This window comes from Rhodothermales bacterium (assembly GCA_034439735.1).
Classification (GTDB): Bacteria; Bacteroidota; Rhodothermia; order Rhodothermales; family JAHQVL01; genus JAWKNW01.
In genome coordinates this window covers 1-24,555 of sequence record JAWXAX010000025.1, presented here as the reverse complement: position 1 = coordinate 24,555, position 24,555 = coordinate 1, and the positions used below count along the sequence as shown (strand labels likewise).

At 62.0% G+C, this 24,555-nt stretch carries 22 protein-coding genes; 9 read left to right on the top strand and 13 right to left on the bottom strand.

The features are described from left to right. Positions 1-209: 209 nt before the first annotated feature. Complete coding sequence (locus SH809_01680) at positions 210-1,736, top strand: Gfo/Idh/MocA family oxidoreductase (protein MDZ4698389.1); 1,527 nt, start codon at positions 210-212, stop codon at positions 1,734-1,736. Positions 1,737-1,823: 87 nt separating this feature from the next. On the opposite strand, the gene SH809_01675 is transcribed toward SH809_01680, so the two are convergent. From SH809_01675 to SH809_01640, 8 genes are all read right to left on the bottom strand, one after another. Continuing rightward, positions 1,824-2,465 (bottom strand): lysoplasmalogenase family protein, encoded by a 642-nt coding sequence (locus tag SH809_01675; protein ID MDZ4698388.1) that lies wholly within the window; start codon positions 2,463-2,465, stop codon positions 1,824-1,826. A 7-nt stretch (positions 2,466-2,472) separates the two neighbouring features. Continuing rightward, on the bottom strand, positions 2,473-3,912 hold the full coding sequence (locus tag SH809_01670; GenBank protein MDZ4698387.1) for an aldehyde dehydrogenase family protein: 1,440 nt from the start codon (positions 3,910-3,912) through the stop codon (positions 2,473-2,475). A 90-nt stretch (positions 3,913-4,002) separates the two neighbouring features. Beyond that, a complete protein-coding gene (locus tag SH809_01665; GenBank protein MDZ4698386.1) occupies positions 4,003-4,776 on the bottom strand; it encodes a glucose 1-dehydrogenase in 774 nt (257 codons plus the stop codon). A 173-nt stretch (positions 4,777-4,949) separates the two neighbouring features. Beyond that, complete coding sequence (locus SH809_01660) at positions 4,950-6,329, bottom strand: glutamine synthetase family protein (GenBank protein ID MDZ4698385.1); 1,380 nt, start codon at positions 6,327-6,329, stop codon at positions 4,950-4,952. A gap of 84 nt (positions 6,330-6,413) precedes the next feature. Further along, positions 6,414-7,886: an ethanolamine permease gene (gene eat / locus SH809_01655; GenBank protein MDZ4698384.1), complete on the bottom strand. Its 1,473-nt coding sequence runs from the start codon at positions 7,884-7,886 to the stop codon at positions 6,414-6,416. Positions 7,887-8,047: 161 nt separating this feature from the next. After that, on the bottom strand, positions 8,048-8,710 hold the full coding sequence (locus SH809_01650; protein MDZ4698383.1) for an outer membrane beta-barrel protein: 663 nt from the start codon (positions 8,708-8,710) through the stop codon (positions 8,048-8,050). 173 nt (positions 8,711-8,883) lie between these two features. Further along, on the bottom strand, positions 8,884-9,102 hold the full coding sequence (locus tag SH809_01645; protein MDZ4698382.1) for a hypothetical protein: 219 nt from the start codon (positions 9,100-9,102) through the stop codon (positions 8,884-8,886). A 41-nt stretch (positions 9,103-9,143) separates the two neighbouring features. Continuing rightward, entirely contained in the window at positions 9,144-9,473 is a 330-nt protein-coding gene (locus SH809_01640; protein ID MDZ4698381.1) for a hypothetical protein, read from the bottom strand. Positions 9,474-9,918: 445 nt separating this feature from the next. Between SH809_01640 and SH809_01635 the strand changes: the two genes are divergently transcribed. Continuing rightward, a complete protein-coding gene (locus tag SH809_01635; GenBank protein MDZ4698380.1) occupies positions 9,919-11,373 on the top strand; it encodes a T9SS type A sorting domain-containing protein in 1,455 nt (484 codons plus the stop codon). A 172-nt stretch (positions 11,374-11,545) separates the two neighbouring features. Continuing rightward, entirely contained in the window at positions 11,546-12,385 is an 840-nt protein-coding gene (locus SH809_01630) for a neutral zinc metallopeptidase (GenBank protein ID MDZ4698379.1), read from the top strand. A 60-nt stretch (positions 12,386-12,445) separates the two neighbouring features. Here the strand turns inward: SH809_01630 and SH809_01625 are convergent, their stop codons facing one another. Together SH809_01625 and SH809_01620 are read right to left on the bottom strand one after the other, a co-directional pair. Beyond that, on the bottom strand, positions 12,446-13,531 hold the full coding sequence (locus SH809_01625) for a hypothetical protein (protein ID MDZ4698378.1): 1,086 nt from the start codon (positions 13,529-13,531) through the stop codon (positions 12,446-12,448). Positions 13,532-13,567: 36 nt separating this feature from the next. Next, positions 13,568-14,308, bottom strand: coding sequence for a hypothetical protein (locus SH809_01620; GenBank protein MDZ4698377.1), 741 nt, complete (start codon positions 14,306-14,308; stop codon positions 13,568-13,570). 308 nt (positions 14,309-14,616) lie between these two features. Between SH809_01620 and SH809_01615 the strand changes: the two genes are divergently transcribed. Next, positions 14,617-15,609, top strand: a complete 993-nt coding sequence (locus SH809_01615; GenBank protein ID MDZ4698376.1) for a ThuA domain-containing protein — start codon at positions 14,617-14,619, stop codon at positions 15,607-15,609. A gap of 111 nt (positions 15,610-15,720) precedes the next feature. Beyond that, on the top strand, positions 15,721-17,673 hold the full coding sequence (locus tag SH809_01610; GenBank protein MDZ4698375.1) for a hypothetical protein: 1,953 nt from the start codon (positions 15,721-15,723) through the stop codon (positions 17,671-17,673). Here the strand turns inward: SH809_01610 and SH809_01605 are convergent. Beyond that, positions 17,670-18,992: a hypothetical protein gene (locus tag SH809_01605; protein MDZ4698374.1), complete on the bottom strand. Its 1,323-nt coding sequence runs from the start codon at positions 18,990-18,992 to the stop codon at positions 17,670-17,672. The genes SH809_01610 and SH809_01605 overlap by 4 nt on opposite strands. Positions 18,993-19,284: 292 nt before the next feature. On the opposite strand from SH809_01605, the gene SH809_01600 reads away from it, so the two are divergent. The 3 genes from SH809_01600 (at position 19,285) to SH809_01590 (ending at position 20,841) form a co-directional block, all read left to right on the top strand. After that, on the top strand, positions 19,285-20,055 hold the full coding sequence (locus SH809_01600; GenBank protein ID MDZ4698373.1) for a hypothetical protein: 771 nt from the start codon (positions 19,285-19,287) through the stop codon (positions 20,053-20,055). 100 nt (positions 20,056-20,155) lie between these two features. Next, positions 20,156-20,545, top strand: coding sequence for a hypothetical protein (locus SH809_01595; GenBank protein ID MDZ4698372.1), 390 nt, complete (start codon positions 20,156-20,158; stop codon positions 20,543-20,545). 89 nt (positions 20,546-20,634) lie between these two features. After that, on the top strand, positions 20,635-20,841 hold the full coding sequence (locus SH809_01590) for a hypothetical protein (protein ID MDZ4698371.1): 207 nt from the start codon (positions 20,635-20,637) through the stop codon (positions 20,839-20,841). Between the two features lie 23 nt (positions 20,842-20,864). On the opposite strand, the gene SH809_01585 is transcribed toward SH809_01590, so the two are convergent. Together SH809_01585 and SH809_01580 are read right to left on the bottom strand one after the other, a co-directional pair. Then, positions 20,865-22,163 (bottom strand): dicarboxylate/amino acid:cation symporter, encoded by a 1,299-nt coding sequence (locus tag SH809_01585; GenBank protein ID MDZ4698370.1) that lies wholly within the window; start codon positions 22,161-22,163, stop codon positions 20,865-20,867. A gap of 78 nt (positions 22,164-22,241) precedes the next feature. Continuing rightward, positions 22,242-23,036, bottom strand: a complete 795-nt coding sequence (locus SH809_01580) for a DUF92 domain-containing protein (protein MDZ4698369.1) — start codon at positions 23,034-23,036, stop codon at positions 22,242-22,244. A 58-nt stretch (positions 23,037-23,094) separates the two neighbouring features. Between SH809_01580 and SH809_01575 the strand changes: the two genes are divergently transcribed. After that, the gene (locus tag SH809_01575; protein ID MDZ4698368.1) at positions 23,095-24,336 is read left to right on the top strand and encodes an Ig-like domain-containing protein; all 1,242 of its coding nucleotides are present in this window, start codon (positions 23,095-23,097) and stop codon (positions 24,334-24,336) included. The last annotated feature ends 219 nt before the right edge of the window (positions 24,337-24,555 follow it).

Here is a 24,555-nt window from a genome sequence, read left to right as displayed (position 1 = left end):
GCACGCCGGCCGGCGTGCCCCCACGGTCCATCGGGATCCTCTCATCCTATGAGACTATCTGGCGAATGCTTCATAAAAAAGCCCTTCCGAGTGATGACTTCCAGCTCCGGCGATTGTACCATGCAGATTCCACCACCTTCCATCTGCAGCCTGCGTTGTGCTATTCCAGGTTTCAGGTTTCACGTCCCAGGTTTCATCCGGATAGGCCCATGACACCCGATCGCACCTTGAACCGGCGCCAGTTCCTCACTGCGGCCACCGCCGCATCCGCCGCCTTCACCATCCTCCCGAGTTACGTACGCGCGGCCCCGGGCCGCATCGCCCCGAGCGACAAAATCAACATCGCCCTGGTCGGCTCCGGGACGATGGCATTCAACATGCTCATGGGCAGCTGGTTGCCCAACGACAACCTGCAGATTGTGGCGCTCGCCGACCCGAACAAGGACTCCGATGACTACCGCGACTGGAGCCAGAACGGCCTCCGGGACCGTGTCCGCACGTTCATCAATGAGCCTCGCTGGGGCTCCGAAAAAGGCGTCCGCGCCGGCCGCGAGCCGGGCAAGGAAATCATCAACACCTACTACCAGAACGTTCGCGGGTTGAACGATTACCAGGGCGTCCGCACCTACGAAGACTTCCGGGAGCTGCTCGCGAAAGAGCCCGACATCGACGCCGTCATCTGTATGACGCCCGAGCATCTTCACGCAACGGTGAGCATCGCCGCGATGAACCATGGCAAACACGCCATCACCCATAAAACACTGTCGAATGCACTCCATGAGGTTCGTCTTGCCGTCGAAACGGCCCGCGAGACCGGCCTCGTCACCCATCAGATGGCCTACCAGAACGACGCGGAGTGGCACAAGCTCAAGCGCTGGCTCGATGCCGGCGTGATCGGCAAAGTCAAAGAGGTACACAACTGGACCGCGCGCCCGGTCTGGCCGCAGGGGTGGATGGACTATCTGCCCGAGCAAAAAACGCCAAAGGGGCTGAACTGGGCACTCTGGCAGGGTCCGGTGCCGGACCGACCCTACAACCTCAACTATACCCACGCGCTCTTCCGGGGCTGGTGGGATTACGGGAGTGGCTGCCTGGGCGACATGGGCAACTACAGCCTGTGGCGCATCTACCGTATGCTGAACCCCGGCGCGCCACTCACCATCGAGGGCCATTCCTCGAACAGCGCCGTCATAGCCGGCAACCAGAGCCAATGGCGCCGCTCCAAAGTGGCTTTCCCCAACGGGGGCACGGTCCACTTCCGACACAAGGATGTGGATATATTCTGGTACGAAGGCGGGATGACCCCCCGAATCCCCGAAGAGATGTACGACGCCGGCCAGGAGTTCGAAAGGGAGGGCATGATGCTCGTCGGCGAATACGGCAAGATCCTGGGCGACTACCACTGCCGCGACTTCAAGCTATTGCCCGAAAGCCGCATGAAGGCCATGGAAGGCGCCATTCAGACGGATGAACAAGAGGTGCTCGACGGGACGGACGAATGGATCGCCGCCATCCGCGAAGGCCGGCAGTCGGCCGGCAGCTTCCAGAACGTGCAAGATCTGGCGGAATCGACCTGCCTGGGCAATATCGCGCTGCTGACCAGCCGGCGCCTGCAGTGGGATGCCGAGAAGATGGAGATCACGAACGTGCCGGAAGCCAACGCCATGCTCCGACGCCAATACCGCCCCGGCTGGGAACTGGGTGAGACGACGGCGAGCGCTTCCATGGGAGGGTGAGGAAGGGACTGAGTCTGCGACAACACGCTGCGTTGATCAGCCCTCAGGGGTACTCAAGACCCCTGAGGGCCCTCCATCGATTCCGCGTCACGGCCCGCCGACCGTATGCGCAAACAGATATTGCGCCGAGAAGTACAGCGGCAACCCCCAGATCTTGTTTTCGAAGGTCGCTTCGACAAACTGCTGCCGGGCTACGGCGACGTCGGATACGGCGAACAGGAGAGCGGCCACGGCAAACACGGGCGCCTGATGCTGCCAGGACACGCTGATCGCGGCGGCGACCATCACCAGAATGGCCACGAGGTACAGCTGCACGGCGACACGCATCCCGCCGGCGACGTGGTGCGTCAGCCACCCGCGCCAGATCCAGACATGCGCCAGAACGCCGAGGAACAGGTAGATGCCCACAAAAACGACCAGGTCCCACCCGTAGGCGTACATGGCCACCGTGAATCCAATGTGGGCCAGAAAGAATCCCCCGAGGCCCCCAAGGAAAAACGCCGGCTTCCGATCGAACAGCAGCAATAGATCCCCGATCCAGGACAGCGCCAGCGCCGTCATCAGGAGGCGACCGTATGCTGTTTCAACCCCTGGCGCCGCAAGGGCGAGGTACACGGAGGCCGCCACCATCTTCCAGAACATGATGCCGCCGGTCTGCCGGCGGTATTCGGCAATGAGGAGGAGGCCGCAGGCGACAACGCCGATCGCAAGTAGTACGGGTGTGACCATCTGGGCTTCAGTCGTTCGCAATGAATACCGACTTGTACTCGCTGTAGTGCTCCAACGCTGCCATGCCCTGTTCACGCCCCAGGCCGCTCTGTTTCACACCGCCAAAGGGCATTTCGATGTGGACGCTCGAGCTGCTATTGATTGACACCATGCCGGTGTCCATCGCCCGCGCCACGCGTAGCGCACGCCCCACGTCGCGCGTCCATAACGACCCTGAGAGGCCATACTGGCTGTCGTTGGCGATGCGAACGGCATCCTCTTCGGTGTCGAACGGCATGATACCCACGACGGGGCCAAAGATTTCCTCCTGCATGATCCGCATATCGGCGTTCACGTTCACGTACACCGATGGCGCCAGGTAATGTCCCGGACCGGCCGGCATGTCGCCGCCGTAGATGCGCTCGGCGCCCTCGGCGAGGCCGATGTCCATGTAGCTGACCACCCGATCCCGCTGAGCCCGGGAAATCAGGGGTCCCAGTTCGGTCGCCGGGTCGTCCGTCGGGCCGATCACCAGTGTTTTCGTACGATCGATAAACCGCTGGACGAATCGGTCGAACAAAGTCCGTTGCACGAGGATGCGGCTGCGCGCGCAGCAGTCCTGCCCCGTATTGTCGAACACGGCATAAACGGACGACGGGATACACGCTTCCAAGTCGGCATCGGCGAAGACGATGCTAGCGGACTTGCCGCCCATCTCCAGCGACACCCGCTTCGTGCCGGCCGCCGCGCGCTGCATCACGTGTTCGCCCACCCGGGTGGACCCCGTAAACGACACCTTACGCACGAGCGGGTGCGCCACGAGCGCATCGCCAGCGACAGGCCCCTGCCCGGATACCACCTGCAAAACCCCAGCGGGAAAGCCGGCCTCTAGCGCAAGGTCCGCCAATCGCAACACACTCAGCGGCGTCGCCTCGGCCGGCTTCACGATCACCGTATTACCCATCGCCAGGGCGGGCGCCAGCTTCCAGCCGGCGATCACGAGCGGATAATTCCACGGGACGATGGCCACGCAGACCCCCAGCGACTCGCGGAAGGTGAGCCCGGTGCCGTTGGCCGCCACCGGCACCGTCTGCCCGAACACTTTATTGACGGCGCCGGCGTAATACTCGAAGCAGTTCGCCACGGCGCCCATTTCGCCACGGGCGCCGGCGATCGGTTTGCCGGCGCTGAGGCTCTCCAGCTGCGCCAGCTCCTCCGTCCGCTCGCGGATCAGCAGGGACAATTTCATGAGCAGCCGGCCGCGCTCGCGCGAGGACATCCGGCGCCAGGAGGGGTTGATAAAAGCAGCGTGCGACCGGCGCACGGCCACATCCACATCCGCCGCGGAGGCCTCGGCGACAGTGGCCACCGCAGCCCCGGTTGCGGGATTGTAGATAATGCGCGTGGCGCCGTCGATGGACGCGACTCGCGCGTCGCCGATGGCCAGACCTTCAAACGATGACTGCATGGGGATACAAAAAACGGCCGTTAACCAGGAGGAGGATGCGTGGAGGGGACAAGGAGGGGACACGATGTATCGTGTCCCTACTCAACCCATTCATTCCGGCGTCACATACGCCGCCGTGATGCCGCCGTCGACCGTGAAGGTCGTGCCCGTCACGTAGGACGATTCATTTGAGGCGAGGTAGAGGGCCGCCTGGGCCATTTCGGCGGCCTCGCCGAATCGACCCATTGGGACGTGGACGAGCCGGCGCTGCTTCTTCTCTTCCGTATTGAGGAATTTCATGAGCAGCTCGGTGCGCAGCGGCCCGGGGCAGAGTGCATTCACTCGGATCTTCTCGCGTGCATGGATGACGGCGAGCTCGCGCGTCATTGAGAGCACCGCGCCTTTGCTGGCGGTGTAGGCGATCTGCGGGGTGGCCGCGCCCAGCAACGCGACGAACGACGCCGTATTGATGATCGAGCCGCCGCCGGCGCGGCGCAGCGCGGGGATGCCGTACTTGCAGCCGAAGAAGACACTCTTCACGTTAACGTTCATCGTCAGGTCCCACACCGATTCCTCGGTGGATACCGCGTCGTCGTCCTGGCTGTGCATGATGCCGGCGTTGTTAAACAGCACCGTTAGCCGGCCGTAGGCTTTCTCCGCCGCCGCGACCATCGCCTCGCAGTCGGCCCCTTTCGACACATCGGCCCGGAAAAACGAGGCGACACCGCCGGCGGCCTCCACCAACCGAACCGTCTCGCGGCCAGGCTCTTCGTTGATGTCGACAGCCACTACTCGGGCGCCCTCGCGGGCAAAAAGCAGTGCCGTCTCCCGGCCGATGCCGGCGCCGGCGCCGGTGATCAGCGCAACGTTGTCTTTAAGACGCATGGGGAAAGGTAAAAGTGAAAAGGTAAAAGTGAAAAGTGAAAAGTGAAAAGTGGCTCGCGCCGTTATCCTTCAGGATAGGCAAGTCAATCTGCAACCTGCAACCTGCAATCCTTCGAGTCCGTCGGCTGGCGCCGCCGTCCCTCAGGACAGGCCTGCCAACCTGTACCCATCCTTCAGATTCTCTCGAAGTAGCGTTTCCGCTCCCAGTCCGTCACGGCTTTGTCGTAGGCGTCTTGCTCGACGGTAAAAAAGTGGCTGTAATGGTCGACCACGTCGTCGCCGAAGGCGGTACGGACAAAGGGGCTGGCGGAGAAGCTGGCGGTGGCTTCGCGGAGTGTTTTGGGGAGGGCCTGGATGTGGCCGGCGTTGTAGATGTCGCCATCAAACATCTCGGGCGGTTCGATCCGGTTGGCGATGCCGTCCAGGCCGGAGGCCAGGGCAGCGGCGTAGGCCAGGTACGGGTGGCAGTCGGCGCCGGGGATGCGGCACTCGATGCGCAGGCTTTTGCCGCTGCCGACCACCCTGAACCCGGCTGTCCGGTTGTCGTGGCTCCACGCCAGGCGCGTGGGCGCCCAGGAGCCGGCCTGGTAACGTTTGTACGAGTTCACTGTCGGGGCGTAGCACACCATCATCTCGGGCACGTGGGCCATCCATCCCCCCAGAAACCACCTGAAGAGCGGCGAACACGCGATCGGGCCGAGGCGTTCTTCGCCGGCGAACGCGTTGGCGTCGTCTTTCCAGAGGCTCAGGTGGATGTGGCAGCTCGAGCCGGCCTGGTCGGCCGCCGGTTTGGCCATGAACGTCACGCTCAGGCCCAGTTCGTCGGCCACTTCCTTGAGGCACTGTTTGAAGATGACGTGCCGATCCGCCATCGTCATGATCTCGGCGTATCGGACATTGATTTCGTGTTGCCCCAGGCCCCATTCGCCCTTCGAATTCTCGACGGGAATGCCCGAGTGTTTGAGGTGCCGGCGCGCGGCCGCGGTGAACACCTCTTCGCGGGTGCCCTGGAGGGCATGATAATCTTCCAGGTACCAGCCCATCGGGCGGAGGCCGGTGTACCGCAGGTCGGATGCTTCGCGGTATGAGTCCTCGTAGATGTAATATTCCAGCTCCGAGCCGGCCTTCGCCACCAGGCCGCTCGAGGCCAACCGATCCATCTGCCGGCGCAGCATCGAACGGGGCGCTACATCGACCAGCGTGTGCGTTTTTTCGGTGTAGATATCGCACAGGACCATTGCCGTGCGATCCAGCCAGGTGGCGACGCGGAGGGTCGAGAGGTCCGGCACGAGGTGAAAGTCGCCGTAGCCCCGTTCCCAGTTCGAGTAGCGGTAGCCGGCGACAGGCTCCATCTCCATGTCGACCGTCAGCAGGTAGTCGCATGCATGGGTGCCATGGACCATGCCTTCTTCCAGGAAAAAGTCCGCGTCAAACCGTTTACCCATGAAACGGCCGTAGTGGTCGGTGAAGACGACCAGAACGGTTTCGATCTCGCCGGTGTTGACGAGGTTCTGGAGCATTTCGGGCGTCAACATCCCGGTAAGGGTAGACATTGGGGGAAGTGAGAAGTGAAAAGTGAAAAGTGAAAAGTGGTTGGGCGGATAGTTAGAGGAACGGGAGGGTGGAAAACGTAGACGTTATTTATGTGCCAGCTCGTCCTGCGCCTTCGTCATCAGCGCGATTTCTTCTTCGGGCGCCTGGGCGACGAGGCGGTTGCGGCTATAGGTGAGGAAATAGACCACGGCGATAGCGAGGAAGATCACCGTCCCCCAGACGCCCGGGCGGTAATCCGGCACGGCCAGGCAGGCAGCCAGCGCCACCAGCGCCAGGGCGACGCCCACGACCGCGCCGCCGATGCCCAGCGGGCTGACGTAGGGGCGGGGTAGATCGGGGTTAAATATCTTCAGCTTGATATAGCTTACCATCACCAGCACGTACGAGATCACGGCGCCAAAGACGGCCATGTTCAGCAGCGCGGCTCCGACGGCGGCGCCTTCCTGCAGGTGAATGACCACCGCGCCGGCGAAGCCGATCGCCCCGCCGAGGAGGAGGGCCACGTAGGGCGTCCGGTTTTTCCCGGTTACCGAGATCCAGCGAGGAAAGTAGCCGGCGCGAGAGAGGGCAAAGAGCACACGGCCGTAGGCGTAGATGATGGTGTGAAAGCTGGCGACCAGGCCCGTGAGGGCGACGATGGTCAACAGCGTCGTCGTGGCGCCACCGCCGAACACAGCCCGAAAGCCTTCTTCGAGCGGCGCCGCGGAGGCCCCGATCACGGCCGCACCCCCTCCGACCCCGCTGTTCAGCACCAGGGTGAAAAGTGAAAGCACCAGCAGCGTGCCGATGCCAAGCAGCAGGGCCCTTGGCATGGCCGAGACGACGTCGTGGGTCTCCTCGGCGGCCAGCGGCAGTTGTTCGATGGCCAGATAAAACCAGATGGCGAACGGCAGGGCCGCAAACACCCCGCCCCAGCCGCGCGGCAACCACGTCGCGGACTGGCCCGGATCAGGCGCCACGGTAAATAACAGATCCCATGAAAAAGCACCTGTCCAGAGCGTGCTGACGTAGAACACCACCAGCACCAGCACAGCCAGGAGCGTGACCACGAGGCCAACCTTCAGCGTGAGCGCCACGCCCCGGATGTTGATGGCAATAAACAGGGCGTACGAAATGAACCACCAGGCGTAGGGCGGAACGCCCGGGACGAGCGCGTTCATGTATCCGCCGATCCCCACGACGATCACCGCCGGCGTGATCACGTACTCGATCGTATCGGTCACGCCGCAGACGAACCCGCCGAAGGGCCCCAGGGCGCTGCGTGTGAAGGAATAAAACCCGCCGGCATGAGGCAGTGCGGCGGACAACTCGGCGATGCTGTAGACCATGCAAACGTACATGATCGCCATGAGCACCGTCGCAATCGCCAGACCCCAGAAGCCACCCGAAACGAGGCCGTAGTTCCACCCGAAGAAGTCACCCGAAATCACCGCGCCGACGCCCAGTGCCCAGAGCAGAACCCAGCCGGCGTGTTTCTGCAGTTTGCGGTTTTCCAGGTACGAGGCGTCGACATCCTGGTACTGGGCCAGGCGCGTGCGATTGGTGGGTTTCGTCATCCGGGGACGTCCGTCAGGTATACAAATGGGCGTGTCGAACGCCCGGAATATAGCATGCCCCGACGGATAAAGGACAAGCTAGAACGCGTGAATCTTTGTCCCGGTAATCGGCCGTGCGAGGGCCGCACGATACCGAAGGTAGTGCAAGCGCCCGGCGGGGCTTAAAAGCCCACTCCGAGACTCAGAAGCCACATATTCGGCCTCTGCCCATCGTCTGTCGTGATTGAAACGCCTCCGATCTCATACGAACGATCCAGCCAATCCGACAGGCTAAAGCTGTACCGGATTTGAGGGTACAATGTGAGTCCGACGCCGGGAATCCCGATTTCGATGCCCACCGCGACGCCGCCGTTCATCACCAGATCGCTCAGCCGGTCCTGCAGTTCATCAGGGGCATTCTGGCCGTTGGCCAGGATGCGCAGTTCGGGGCCGGCGAGCACGTACGGCTTGATGGGGCCGACGCCAAGGGAATACCGCAGGTCCACCGGCACACTTACGTAGGCCAGATGAAAGTCGTCCTCGTCGAGAAAGTCGGCGCCGCTAAACAGGGGGCCGGCGTCGAGGTAATAAACGGCCGGCCGGATGCCGAGGGGCCCGAAGCCGATGTCGAGAAAAGCGCCGATATGGTAGCCGGTTGAATTGTCCAGCTCAATCAGCGACTCGCCGGCCGTCACGTCCTCAAACGCTGAAAAATTGGCGCCACCAAGGATTCCAAGGCTCACCTGAGCCCGTGCGGCGAGAGCCGGCGTCAACAGAAGGAGCGCCAGTAGCGCGAAAGCCGCGAGGCGGCCATTCAGAAGCGGTTGACGAAACGATAAATTCATATGCGTACCTTAAGGGATGTGAATGCATGGTAGATCCACCCGTCCCCGAGCGCGCCCAATCATGTACTGCTTACGGCCACACGGGCGCTCCGGATGGGGGTGTCAGTTCAATAACGACCGGACCGGTCGCTTTGTTACCGTCCCCCCTGACGCAGTCCTCCGTTGACGCCCCTTTACTTTCCGGTGCTACGCTGCGCGATGGCGAGATCCATCGTTCGGGTGTCGAGGAATACGGGCGCCTTTTCCAGCATCATCATCACCGCAATGAACTCCTCGGTCGAATCGATGGGCAGTTCAGCCTGCTGACCGTTTGAGAAAACCGCTCGTATGAACCCGCTGTTGTGTACGGGATTCCATTCCGCGCTATAGTTCACGACTTCGAGCTTGGCCATAAGGGTACTGGTGGGATAGGCTCTTCTGGCCGGGATGGCCTTCAGGGCATGTTAAACACACATCGCCACATCATGCCATCGTCGATGGGAGTGACGAAAGCTGAGATCAAAAACGTCAGTGGCAACTGAAATACGAGCGCGATGGCTGTCCTGACGCCGTTGTTTCGTATGCCCAGCCGGTCGCAAAGGTTCATCAGGAAGAAAATGGGCAGCGTCAACACGCCCGCGATTGGCGGTACAACCCCCAGGATATACGGGAATCGCATGATCCCCATCGCGCAGGATTGCAAAGGGCCCACTTCATACAGCGCCATCACCCAGATGACGACGAGGCTGAGCAGCGTACTGGTGATGATCGGGGATATCTTCATCGAATTTGATACGCCGGGATGGCAGGCTACAAGACGCCCACCGGCCGGATAAGTACATCGCACATCAGGCAGAGCGCCCTCTACCATGCCCCGCAGGCACAGCGGCCGCAAAGGCCGGCGACCCCCAAAAGGCGGGTGTCGACAGCGGGCGCTAAAATACGCATCGACCGACCATCCCCAAACGGCACCCTCAAAATCGTGCCATGAGGGCCTTCTGGAGCGGGGCGTGCGCTTACTCATCCCCGCGCGGGAAGCCAGCGGCGCAGCCGGGGTGGCTGCGATCCTCCCATGCGGTTGGCGTGGAAAACCCGCTCATCTTACAACTATCAGTCTGCCGCGATACGCCAGAACACGCACGGGAGCGCCCCTTGTTCTTCGTTACTTGGTCCACCCACCACGAACCCCCTCATCGTGCGGCCTGCCGCCCCAACTCCTCCGATATTTTATGCGTGATGCGATTTCCCCCTGGACCGCCTGCGCCGAGCACCCCCGGTTGTTTCCGTTTCTTGCAATCCTTGTATTCCTTGGCCTCACCGCCGCGCCGCTGCGCGCCCAGGTGCAGACCATCACCTTCGACGCGATGACCAAGGGCCAGGTGGTCGACTCCGTCCGCGCCGACGGTGGCTATGGGCCGATCCGCGTCTTCGGCTCCAACCTCACCAACACGCCGGCGTCCAACGCCGCGGTGTTGTTCGACTCTCACTGCGCCGACGGCTGTACCGGCAGCGACCCCGACCTCGGTAGCCCGAACGCGAAGTTCAGTGGGCCCGGGGTCGGTTTTGAAGGCGGCCGCGCGCCGTATGCCAATACCACGGCGCTGGGCAACGTGCTCATCGTCCACGAGTATCCAAAAGAAATCGCCCCCTTCGGCCAGGGCGTAGCCGGCGTGACCGACCCGGACGATGAAGGTGGTGCCTCCACCTTCACCCTGAGCTTCCCCGAACCGGTGACGCTGTTTGCCTTCACGGTCATCGACCGCGAAAACAATGAGTATCAAAATGTCGAACTGTTTGATGCCGAAGGGGTGCTGATCGGCGTGTTCACGACGCCGATGACCGGCAACAACGGTGTGGCCGTCGTCCGCACCGATAGCGGCGCCGAAGGCACCGGCACGGCAGGTGTGGTCCGAATTGCAATGGCCCACCAGGGCTCGGGCGGTCTCGACAATATCGTTTTCACCCCGCCGGCCCCCGTCGACAACGGCTGCACCTGCGCGCTGCGCTACTGGAAGAAAAACCCGGCCGAATGGCCCATCCGTCAGATCACTCTTGGCGGCGTGACCTACGGGAAGCGGACGATGCTGGATATGATGGTCAAGAACCCTCGCGGGGACAAGTCTATCCTCCTCGCCGAGCAACTGATCGCCGCCCACCTGAATGTGGCCAAAGGGGCCGACGGCTCTTCCGTTGCCCATGCCATCGCGATGGCCGACCAATGGCTGATCGCACACGGTGGCATCGGCAACAACCAGCGCAAATGGGATCACGGCGAGTGGATCAAGGAGGCGCTGGAATCCTTCAATACCGGAGCGACAGGACCCGGCGCTTGCCAGCTGAACAAGAAGTTGGATCGCTCCGTGCAGGGGAGCGTGGCTGAGTCGACGACGGACGAGACAGCTGAACTCACTACCCTTCCCGCGACCTTCTCTGTCGATGGCAACTATCCGAACCCTTTTAATCCCACCACCTCCATCCGCTTCTCGCTACCCGAAGCCGCCCAGGTTCGCCTGAGTGTGTTCGACATGCTCGGACGCGAAGTGAGCGTGCTGGTGGATGGATCGATTGCCGCCGGCCAGCATACAGCCACCTTCGATGCCGCCGACCTACCGAGCGGGATGTACCTCTACCGCCTCGAAACCCCCGCCGGCGCGCTGACCAGCCTTATGACCCTGCTCAAATAGCCCCACGCCTCATCGATGCAGCCTACGGGGAAGCGCGCGAGCCGCGCTTCCCCGTTTTTGTTGGTCCAAGTCGACAACAGCCATCAAAACCCGGCCCTCTGGTTGATGTCGACCGCGGTGGCGTATATTCCTTGAATTGACCCGGATACCTATCTCACAGAGGAAGACCACTATGCGTTGGAAAGAAGGCCGGCGGAGTTCGAATGTAGATGACCGCCGCGGTGGCGGTCGCGCGCCCATGGGGCGCGGTATCAAAATGGGCGGTGGTCTGGCGATCGTCGCCTTGCTGGTTAGTCTGCTGCTGGGGCAGGATCCTACGGCGCTACTACAGCAAATGACGACTGAAAACAGCCAACCGACACCCGCACAAGCCGGCGGCGTACAGGATGAGGCCGCCGATTTCACCACCGTAGTCCTGGGTTATACGGAGGACGTGTGGACCGCGCTGTTCAGTGCTGCCGGCAGCCGTTATCAGCAGCCGGGACTGGTATTGTACGATGGCGCCGTCGAGTCCGCCTGCGGCTACAACACCGCCGCAACGGGGCCGTTTTATTGCCCGGGGGATTTCAAGATGTATCTCGATCTCAGCTTCTTGCGTGAACTCCAGCGACTGGGCGCTCCCGGCGACTTCGCCTTTGCGTATGTCATCGCCCACGAGATCGGGCACCATGTCCAGAACATCACGGGTATCGAACGCCAGGTGCGTCAGCTGCAGAGCCGCGCCGACCGTGCGGAGGCGAATGCGCTTTCAGTGGCCATGGAGCTACAAGCTGACTGTTATGCGGGGATCTGGGCGTACCATGCGCAGCGTCAGTGGAATATTTTGGAGGAAGGAGATATCGAAGAAGGCCTTGCGGCGGCCTCGGCCGTCGGCGACGACCGGCTTCAGCGCATGGCCGGCCAACGCGTACAACCCGAATCCTTCACCCACGGCTCCTCCGCGCAACGCATGGAATGGTTTCAGAAAGGCTTCCGGAGCGGGAATACGGACGCCTGTGATTCGTTTAATTGATGCCGTGATGGGCTGTAGAGACGCTCCTGTAGAGACGCTCCTGTGGAGCGTCTCACGCCTCTAATTATTCTGCGCTCCCATCGTTGGCGGGGCCTCTTTCGTGAAGCCGGACGGGACCTGAAATCGGGAGGGATCGATGGCTACCTCTTCGATGGAGGTATAGACCTCGGTCATCGTAAGGAGCGTCTGCTGCTCCGCGGGCGGCGCGTCATTCGGCGCCTCGCCGCCAACCGGAATCCCGCGGGAACGGAGGGCCGAGCGGGCGATGCCACCTAGCGCACCGCCGCGCTTCTTCTCGGCCTGCTTGCGGCCCAGCAGTTGGTCGACATCGAGCTCCATCGTCTCGGGGACCGTGACGATATAGGTCGTACTGCGTAGCGGGGTGCCGTCGAGCTTTTTCATCTCCTCCGCCATCCGTTCGAACGCCGGACCGATCCGCTGGTCCTGCTGGAGGACCTGGCCGAGTGAGGCGATCGGGCTGCTGGACTGGTCGATGGCCATCGCGAACGCTTCCGCGTAGGCGCGTGTAAAGTCCTTCACGATGGCGTTGCCCTGCACGCCCTCCCCCACCCAGGCATCGGTGACGGCGAAGAACCGGCCGCTGGCCGTCTCGGTCTGGCCCGACTCGTCGGTGCCCTCGGCGGTATACTGCAGCTCGATCGTGATGAGCATCCTATCGGTAGAAAATCCGCTGATCGTTTCCGATTCGCCGAGGTCGTCCACGGACACGTCGAAATCGTATGTCACCTTTACCGAGTCCGCCCCGGCTGGCGACTCCTCCCGCGCTTCCTGTGCATCTGCCTCTATGTCCGTCGCCACCTGCTCCGCCATCGCCACCATCTGGTCGAATGTCATCTCAGTATAGGTGCGCCGCTTAAAATCGACGGATGTCAACATCCGATCGGGCAGGCTGATGATGGAGCCGGCGTCGCCCGTGACGGTCGCCATCTGTTCGCGGGTGACATAGGTCGTACTCGTCATGGGTTTGCGACCGAACATCCGGCCGATCGCGCCAAAAGCGTCGATCTTGAAGGTCGTTTCCGTGGTGTACTGCACCATCTGAGCCGAGGCCGCCGACGGCAGGCCGAGGGTAATCGCGATCAAAACCAGCGATACCATTCGCGAAGGCATGGAGAATCGTGTCATAGACGTCGCGGGTGTCTTGTTCATGGGTAATAAGAATCAGAACTGGCCCACCTGTAATTCCACATCGTACCTGGCTTCCATCTCGGTACTCTCAAAGATCAGCGCTCGGCCCTCAAGGTCGAATGTGGTGTTCGACAGCTGATCCGAGAGGAAACCATTGCGATAGTGGGGAAGACTGTAGGCCTCTGTTGGGGCTGAGCGCATGAAGATGGCGGAGTTTACTCCTATCATCTCATCGGTGTCGCCGGCGGAAAACACTACGTTTTCAATCGCCTTACCCGTCACCAGGGGTTGGCGGAGGGGGACGACCGCATCGTGGAGCGCAAGGTGTAATTCGTCTATAAAGTTGGATGTTTCGAAGCTGGGCGTACGACGTTCCTCGACGCTTCGGGCCACATTGGTTCTCACGTACTCGGTCACTTCCTTCACCCGGTTGCGCATCACAGCCCAGGGAGAGCGGTCCGACTCGAAGGCGATCGCGACAAAGCCAATCACTTCGTCGCTCTCCACACCGTCAAACCGCATGATCCCCATGTCACCTGGAATTGTGGCTGTCTGCGCAGCGCGGAGCCCACCGCTCCAGTCGCTATTCTCGTATCGATTGACGGTAACCTCCGTCGTGCCTGAACGACCGAAGCGGCTTCTGTAACTAAAAATCACGATATAGGGCTCGTCGCCGTTGCTCAGGGGAACGCCCAGAAACGAACGATCCTCCTGAGCATCGACGACGCGCAGCCGCGTCAAGACGAGTTGCCAGTTTTGAGGCCGTGATATCACCGACCTCGTGTTCAGGCCGAGGCCGCCCGAACAGCCTAGCGTTAGACATAGGCTTCCCAGCACGACGCCATACATGAGCCTGGATAAATACCGCTGGATCATCTCCACCATCAAATGTTATTTCCCTGTCAATGGCTATTTCCCTGTTGCTCCCAGACATCGGCGCGCATGCGGGTTGCTGCGCCCCAGGTAGTTTTAACCTACGAAGAAAAAACATAGGCTGCGTAACACGCGCAACAAGAATTGATGCCCGGGCATTCGTATTCTTATGACTTGCCGTATGCGACACCCATCGACTGTACATCTCCATGCGCCTGATCCTCCCCATCGCCATTCCCGTACTGACCGTCCTGCTCCTGATGATGGACTTCCGGGCAGAGCCGGCCCCGGCGCCTCTGCCGGCAGCCCCGCACATCGTCTTTGTCACGGGCGACGAAGAGTATCGCTCCGAAGAGTCGATGCCCATGCTTGCGCGCATGCTGGAGCGTAATTACGGCTTCAAAACCACGGTCTGCTTCGCATTGAATGCCGACGGTGTGGTCGACCCGAATGTGCTGGACAACATCCAGGGTCTCGAGGCGCTCGAAACGGCGGATATGATGGTCGTCTTCACCCGATTCAGGGCACTGCCGGACGACCAGTTAAAACGCATCGTGGATTTCGTGGAGTCCGGCAAACCAGTCGCCGGCTTCCGCACCTCCACCCATGCCTTCCTCTACAAGGACGATCCGACCCGCGCCGCGTTTAACGAGACCTGGCCGGCCAACGTCTTCGGCCAGAAGTGGATCACGCACCACGGTCACTTCGACGACGGCAACAAGCCGCTCACGGACGTCCAACTCATCCCCTGGAAAACGGGGCACCCGATCCTCCGCGGCGTGACGCCGTTCGAGGCCCATTCCTGGTTGTACCATGTGGATGGCGGGGCGTACGAACTCTCGGGCGACAGCCGGCCGTTGCTCGTCGGCACGGCCCTCCGCTCCGGGCACCAGGAGAACAACCGGCTCGACGAGTTTCCCCTGACCAATCCCGTCGCCTGGACCAAGACCTACACCGGAACCGCCGGCCATACCGCGCGGGTGTTCTTCACCACACTCGGCCATCCGTACGACTTCAAGGAGGAGTCCATGCGCCGGCTGGCCGTTCAAGGCATCCTCTGGGCCATAGGTCGGGAGGATCTTATCACCCCCGAAGGCGCGGATGTCCGCATTGAAGGCATCTACGAACCCAACAATTCGGGCTTCGGCGACAAATTCAAGCCTAACCTGAAGCCGGAAGCCTTCCTGCAACCCACCCCATAATCTCGGCGCTGGTCACGGCCCGGCGGTGGGGTGTTCTACATGGGGCTTCCGAACGAAACGGGGCCCGCTTCGTATCCATCTCCCCTCTGAACCAGGCCATTGTTACCGCGGATGACGGTTTCTCTCAGAACGGCCCTCCTCGCCACCCTGTTCACGGTATCGGTTGGCGAAAGCCAGGATGCCAGCGCCCAGCGTCCAGTCGATTGCATGCTCGTGACGCAGGTGCCGGTATCGGAGTGCCAGGCGATGTTTGATTTATTTTTCAGTCTAAACGGCACCACCTGGGTGACCAACACCGGCTGGCTGCTCGCCGGCAACGTGTGTGAATGGCAGGGTGTCGATTGCAGTGTAAAAGAGTGGCCGCGCAACATCACCGAGATCATCCTGCACGACAACGATCTGAGCGGCTCTATCCCGGAATCCATCGCGCTGCTCCCGGAACTGCGTACGCTCATCCTTAACAACACGGTCGGCGGCGGCTACTTTAACCGCATCGAGGGCAACCTGCCCTCGGCCCTCGGGTCGCTCGAACAACTGGAGGTATTGGATCTCAGCCGAAACAATATCAGCGGCAATATCCCGGTCGAGTATGGCAATCTGAAAAAGCTACGCATCCTCAAGATGGATGAGAATCAGCTCGATGGGCCGGTGTTCGCCCGGCTGTACGGCATGGAAGCCCTGGAGGAGATCGACCTGAGCGAAAACAATCTCGAAGGCACCATCCTTCCCGATCTGGCCCGTCTCAATCGCCTCCGTCACATTGACCTCTCATCGAACCAGTTTGTCGGCTCCTTACCAGAGGTCTGGGATAGCCTGGCCGGCCTCCAAAGCGTTCAGCTCCAGAACAACCGGTTCACGGGGCGCCTGCCGCAGTCGCTCGTCGAACACGATAGTCTGCGATTCCTCAAGGCCTACAACAACGCCTTTGTCGGCGCCATCTCTCCGAGCGCTGCGACCCGTCTTGCCCGGTTGAACGTCTGTGAACTTGAGAACAACACGGGTGGCCTGTGTCACCCGGATACGCCGCTGTACGGCACTCAGGGCGTATGCAACCTCGGGCCCCGAGCAGACTGTTCGTACTGCAGGGCCCTCACGGATATTTCGGGCGAGGAGTGCGCCGCCCTCGAGAAGGTATTTTACGAGACTGGGGGACCGGAGTGGACGAATCGGGACGGCTGGTTCGAAACGTCGTCCGCCTGCCAGTGGTTTGGCGTCGGATGTCAGGACCAATTGATCGTGCGGTTGACGTTGCCGGCCAACAACCTGGCCGGCCGCCTGCCCGTGCCCTTGGCCGCCCTGCCGGCGCTGACCGATCTGGACCTTTCGGGCAATAACCTCAGCGGACCTGTGCCGTTGGCGCTGGCCGAGCGGGCCGCCGCCGGCCTTACCTGCGCACTGACCGACAATACGCCAGGACTGTGTGTCCCGAATACCGAGCCGTATCGCGCTTTGGGCGTCGAGCCCGTCTGCGGCCTGCCGCTCGTCACCGCGTGCAGCGCCCCCGCCGCCATCCGTCTCGTGTCCTTCTCCGGGCGCCTCTCGGGTCTGGAAATTGTTCTTTCCTGGGAGGCCTCTTCCAGCCTCCCGGGCATCCGGTATACCGTCGAGCAGCGGACGGCGGAATCCTTCGTCCCAATCGGCAACGTCAATGCGACGACGATCACCACCTCCGGACAGCCCTACGAATTCCGCTTCATCCCCGAATCGCAGGGCGTGGGCACGTTCCGACTTCGCCAGCGCAACCTGGATGGGACGGAAACGGTGAGTGACCCCATCGATATCCTCATCGGCCCCGATCAGCGCTTCCTGGTGATCTCCCCGTACCCGAATCCGTTCTCCGGCCGGGCCGAACTCGCGGTGGGCGTCCGGGGATCGGAACGCGTCCGAGTGGCCATGTACGACCTGCTCGGAAGACAACTCGCGGTGTTGCTGGACGAATCACTCGACGCCGGCGCTGTGCGTTACCTCACCCTCGACGCCGCCGGCTTCGCAGACGGCGTCTACCTGATCCGGGTCGATGGTGAGGATTTCACTACGGCGCGCCTTGTGACGTTGCGCCGCTAACGCCCTTCGAAGTGGTCATTCGCAAAGTCGATGAACACCATCCAGTCCGCGACGCCCACGCCATGCTCGCCGGGCCGAATATGGTAGCCAAGCGCTCCGCGCATGAGCGTGTTCACTGGCGGCATATCGCGCGAAGCGAGGCTGTCGCCGCGTAACAATCGATACACGGGATCCACTTCGACGAGCGACAGAAACTCGCCGAGCGGATCCGCCCACGTATCTGCTTCGGCGCTCATCACCAGCAGCGGACGCGGGGCGATGAGGGCCAGGAGGCTGTGCTGATCGATGGGCATCGCGTCTTCGTTGCCGTTGTAGGTACGAAACCGGCGGTTGAACCAGTGCGGGAACGCTGTGTTTATCGCTTCGACCGTTTCGCCCACCCGCCGGCGGCTGATCGCCGCGCCGCCACAGCCCGATTGATTGGAGATGGCCAGGGCAATGCGTTCGTCAGTCGCCGCCGCGAGGAGCGTTGCCTTCCCATTCCGGGAATGCCCCATGACGGCGATTCGCGCAGGGTCGACCAGGGGCTCCTGCAGGAGATAGTCGACTCCCCGCTGCATCCCCCAGGCCCATGCCGCCAGGGTGCCCCAGGAGGTATCGGTTCGCTCCACGCTGCCGGCTACGGGCAGATGCGGGTGGATGCCGTCCGTAAAATCGTCGCGATCCGGATCGACGTCGCCGTGATAAAACGTTGCCACCGCATACCCGCGTGTTATGATTTCCCGGAATGGCCATCGGTCCGCCACCGTGCCCCGTGCCGCCTCCGTGGCGCGGTTATCCACCACCCCTTCGCCGCGATCGGGCAACCAGTGGGGCGTCAAGGGAATCGTCGGATCGTCGATGGTGGCGTGGTTACCCATGAAATTAAGGGCCAGGATGACGGGAGAGGCGCCCTGCACGCCGGACGGGGCGATGAGTAGCACGTCGATGGTCGGCGTCCCGGGCGGGCCTACTGTGAGGCGGACGAGTTTCTTGACGGCCTCGCCGTCCAGGTACGCGGGATCCTCCTGAAGCACCTCTACGCCGATTTCGGCCGGCGGGGGCGGCATGATGCCGTATTCATGCTCGAGAACAAGGCGCACCAATTCCGGCCGGCGAACTTCCCGCCACGATTCCGGGCTCTGAACGGGGCTCCCGGATTCGGTCTGTAGCAGCGGTGGAAGGGTGCGGCGGTAGTTGAATTCGGGATCGGTGCGGGCGTTCATCGGCGCTTCGGTGGGGGAGCAGGCGGCCAGGCAGACCACTGGAAAGACAGCTATGAACAGGTACCGGACCCTGCCGGCATGCCATGTAAAACAGAAGCGGGTGGAGGCAGCCATCGGTATGGGGGGATAGATGGGAAAGGTGACGCTCCGGCCAAGATACAGCGTTTCGCCGGTTAAAAGACAACCCCTAACTATATGGCGCGGAACGATCATTGCCGGGGTTCGTGGTAGATTTCCAGGAACCCGATCGGTTGCGACGACTTAGTCCTGAGCCCGTTGTCCCCGCTCTGACGCGGTCTCACTTTCGCACCACCTTCAGATCGTTGACACACACGTTACTAATCGTCCGATCCGGACGCGCTGGCCCCCGCTGTCGCTTCCGAGCTCGTGATCTGGCTCTGAACACATGACGTCTCGTATACTCGTTTTGCTCATTGCCCTGCCAGGCATCTTGTGGCTTGCCCCGGGGTCCACGTCGGCGCAGTCGATTGCCGTATCGCTGCCCGACACGGTGACCACAGCGCCTGAAATAGACATTCCCGTACGTGTGGGCGACACGACCGACCTCAACGTAGTGGCGATTAATCTGATCGTATCGTTCGACTCCACGATCGTTCGCGTGGACAGCGTCACAACGGCCGGCTTCCTCGCCGAAACGATGTTTCTGACTACGAATTTCAGCACGGCCGACCGTGTGGTCATAGCCGGCGCCGGCGCGGGATTTCTCAGTGGTGGCGGCACGTTGCTCACGCTCCATGCCCGGTTCGTAGGGACGGGGACGACCGATCTTCGTTTTGAGCGGTTCGTGTTTAACGAAGGGTCGCCGGCGTCAGACCTTGCCAATGGCTCACTCAGTAATGCGGGCGGCACCGCATCCGAGGATCCATCTATCTTGCCCGACGCATTTCTGGTCTACGGCAACTTCCCGAATCCTTTTGCATCCCAGACGACGCTCCAGTTCGATCTCCCGACGGCGGCGCTGGTACGGTTGGAAGTGATCGACATGCTGGGCCGGCAGATTCACGCCTCGCCCGCGACCCTCCTATCGGGCGGCCGCGCGCGAGAGATCGCTTTTTCCGGAGCCCATTTGCCCGCGGGAACGTATGTCTTCCGGCTACACGCGTCCCTTCCCGACGGCGAACGCGTCGTCAACCGGCTGGCCACGATTATCCGCTGACGCGGGCGGCGCGGCGCCTGTAGAATCATCCAGTAGAATCATCCATTCGATCCGGCTGTTCATCTTCCGGTATCACCCCCAAACGACGAAGACATCCTGCATGGAACTCCAGATTCGCGACCATGACGAGCCCTATGGCCGGCCGCTATCCCAGATCCTGAACGACCTCCGTAAACCGATCCCCGCGCACGTCATTCAAAGCCGGCAGGTCGGAGGCCGGCGCGTCAAATACCTCAACCTGAACGATACCATCGCCATTCTGGACCAGTTCGCACCGGGCTGGGAAGGCGCCGTCACTACGATTTACGCCGCCGCGAACCGCGTCCATGTCAGCTATCGCCTCACGATCCACGCCGAGGAGGGCAAATTTTCGCGCGAAGCCACCGGGAGCGAGCCAATGGACGCTGCCCAGGGCGACCCTGTCGCCAACGCGGAAGCCAGCGCGTTCCGAAACGCCGCTGCAAAATTCGGACTCGCATTGTATCTCTAGGGCAGGTATCTTTAGAACCAGTTCCTCAGGCCATCACCCCAGAGGCGCTACATCATCCCGGGCGATTCCATCGATTAGCCGGGGTTACCATGAAAACGTGCATCGATTGCGCCAGCCGGGACACCGCCCAGCTCGCCGTCCGTAAAGACGCGATCTTCCTGTCCCTCGAATGGGTCTGCGTGCCGCATCTACTCGTACGCATTGAGCGGTTGAACTGCCTCTATCCAGGCCTCGACTACGACGCCCGCATCCGTCCAGAGCCGGCCCTACCGCCGACCCCGCCCGCCGCGACGTGAGTCTGTTGGATATTGGGGGATGATCACTGCCTCGTCGGTATCGAGAGCTGCCCCTCGCTATGGGCGACGATCACGGCTACGGTAGCGTCGCCGGTGATGTTGGTGACGGTCCGGAGCATGTCCAGAATCCGGTCGACCCCCAGGATGAGCGCGATGCCGGCGCTCGGGATTCCCACGGATTCCAGGATGATGACCAGCATGACGATGCCGGCGCTCGGCACCGCGGCCGTGCCGATGGACGCCAGAAGCGCCGTAAACACGATGGTGGCCTGCGCGGCCAGATCCAGACCCATCCCCAGCGTCTGGGCGATAAATACCGCCGCGACGGCCTGGTAGAGGGCGGTGCCGTCCATGTTGACCGTCGCACCGAGCGGTAACACAAACGACGAGACCTCTTCCGAAACGCCCAGGTTTTTCTCCGCGCACTCCATGCTCACAGGCAGCGTGGCGCCGCTCGACGAGGTGGAGAAAGCCACCAACTGGGCCGGCGCAAACCCGCGGAAGAAGTCGACGATGCGCATCGGGCTGAAGAGCTTCAGCATACCGGTGTAGACAATGCCCACGTGGAGCATCAGGCCGAGGATAACCGCTATGCAGTAATACCCGAGCGCCCCGACCAGCTCGACGATGTCCGACAACCCGCCCTGTGCAATACTGGTGATCGTGTCCGCCAGCAAAGCGAACACCCCGATCGGTGCGAAATACATGATGATATCCACCAGTTTGATCACCAGCTCATTGAGGCTTTCGAACAGGCGGAGCATGGGCTCACTTTTGTCTTTCGGGATCATCAGCAGCCCGATGCCAAAGAAAATGGCGACAAAGACGACCTGGAGCATATTCCGGTTGTTGCCGGCGGCCTCAAAAAAATTACCCGGAAAGATGTCGACGATCGGCTGGAGCGGTCCACGGCTACTGGCCGCCTCGGCCTGCTGCTGACGCGAGGCCGCGTCGGTTGCATATGTGGCCTGCAGGCGATCCCGCATCTCCGCTGGCACGGAGTCCCCCGGCCTGAGGACGTTCACGATGGCGAGGCCGATGATGAGGGCGATCAGCGTCGTCCCCATATAGATCGCGAGGGTTTTCCCCCCGATACGCGAGAGCTTCTGTAGATTAGAAAGCGACGCCACGCCCGTCACCAGCGAGGCCAGCACGAGCGGCATCGCGATAAACTGGAGGAGGCGCAGGAAGATGGTGCCGAACGGGGCGATCCAGTGGCTGGTGAAGGTGGTCCAGCCGGCCGCCGCGGCCACCACGCCGTACGCGAGACCGAGCACCAATCCGATGATGATCTGCCAGTGTAACTTCTTATACCAAGGCATAAGCGACGCGCATTGAGGTGGGAATGAGGTGCCTAATGTAAAACACCGCGCCCAAAAAAACCGCCCGTTCCAGAATCCTCATACCGCTATCCACCATCCCAACGCCGCAGCCGTCGCCAGCCCGACGACCGTCGCCGCCAGATTGACGGCGTCGTTCGTCATCCACGCCACACCGCGTATCAGTTCATTCGGCTGGCCCGCCATCTCGGCGCGCTCGGTCATGCTCCCCTGCACATCCCTGTAGAGCGCCTGAAGCGTCGCGCCGACGACGCTGTCCGTCAGCGATCCCAATACCCCCGCAACGGCCACCACCGGCACGCCCCAGCCGGTCGCGAGCCCGAGCGCCATCGCCATGAGAGCGATGAACAGCGCCCCGGCAAGGGAGGCCGCACAGCCGAGAAGCGTCACGCCGCCGGAGGTGCCGGGCGGCACGGGCCGGCCCGTCGTGATCATACGCGGTGTGGAACGCGCCAAGCCACCGATTTCGGTGGCCCATGTATCGGCGGCAGCGGCGGCAAGGGCGCCCGCGAAGCCCAGCGCCCAGACCTCGCCTGCCCACAGCGCATGGAGACCCAGCGCCGCCCAGGCCGCCCCACCGTTCGCCAGCACCTGGCCGGCGTCGCGCCGGCTCCCCTTCTCCACCCGCGCCTCGGCGGCCGACTTGCGCCGGCGACCCAGCTTCGAGAGGGCGCTCGATGGGATAAAAAAGGCCAGAGCCAGCATGAGCCAGCGCGCATCACCCAGAATCAGGAGGCAACACCCAAAGGCCGTCGCCGCGATCGCCCCGGAGGCAGAAAGGAGGTGTAACCGATAGGCCAGGAACCCCCCGGGCAACGCCGCCGCGGCCATCCAGAGCCATGATGATCCTTCCATCGCTACACTTCTTTGAAATAGTCCTATATTAAGCGCTTGATTTAACTCCCTACTCCCTATGCGTTTCGCTACCCTCTTCTTTTGTGCTGCCGCGTTCGCCGGCACGGCCCTGGGCCAGGTGGTCCCGCCCGACACGACGCGTCTCATCGCTGTCGCAGATGCCTTTGTAGTCAAGATAGACAGTAGTCTCGCGGTAGGCGGCAACGGACTGCTTTCGAACGACGACATCGCCGGCACGGACTCCGTCTTTGCGGTTCTGGTGACTCCGCCGGCGAATGGCTCGCTTGCGATCGAGCGCACGGGCGCCTTCACCTACACGCCCGCGACCGGCTTTACCGGCACCGACACGTTCACGTACCTCGTGCAGACCGTGCCCATCCAGGAAATCGCCATCAATCCGGACCTGTCGACGCTCCTGCTGAACGCACGGGTGAGCACTATCATCGGGTCGGATACGGATGAGGTGGAAACGCCTGTCGGCGGGACGTTGCAGTTCTTCATCGAACCCAATCTACCGCCGTATACCGGCATCCACCTGGTCAAAATGGACCTGTCTCTCGCGGAAGCAGTGGATCTGGAATTTCGTTTCGGCGGGCTGATCGCACTTGGCAGGCTCTTCGTGGCGGCGGATTCTGGAGGGATTCGCCTGGTCATCAACGAGCCGGGTCCGGCTACAGGGATCACCGATGGAGACTTCATGCAGTCCGGCAACAAGGTGGGCGTGCTCGGAGATGTCCAACTCGAGGGGACGGGCCTCCTCGCGAGCCAGGTGCCGGACGACCCCCAGGTCTTTGATACGGAGACGGACCTGGACCTCAGCGGTCGGGTATTCCTCGCCGACGCGGAGCAGCTCACCATCGAACTGCCGGTCGCCGTGGCGGATACGGTTGAACTCAGCGGCACCGGCATCGAGCTGTCGCTTTCTGGCACAGTAACCGGGGCCGAGACGTTGCGTGTGCCGCAGCTATCCAACGTCGCCACGGTGACGGTATTTGTGGACCCGCGCACGTCGACAGGTATCGAAGAGGGGCTGCCGGCTACCTACGCACTCGAACAAAACTACCCGAACCCGTTCAACCCCGTCACCCGGATCGTCTACTCGCTCGCCCAGTCCGGCGCCGTGCAGATCACGGTGTTTGATGTGCTGGGCCGCCAGGTGGCGACTCCGGTAGACGGCTCTGCGCCGGCCGGACGCCATGAGGTGGAATTCGACGCCGCTCATCTGCCCAGCGGGCTCTACCTGTACCGCATCACCGCTGGCGCGTTTACCGCCACGCGGACGATGGTGGTGATGAAATAAGGTAAAAGGTAAAAGAGAAAAGGTAAAAGAGAAAAGGTAAAAGAGAAAAGGTATTTAATTAGTTATGCGAATCAGGAGTTGGAACACGGCGCATACTGGCTTCCGCCGCACGCTCCAGGGTCGTCTTCCCCAACTCGATTGGGGATCCATAGGCGGCTGATCGCATGCAGTCGGGCCTCATGGGGGCTGAAGGAAAATAGGAGCACCAATCTATTCAAG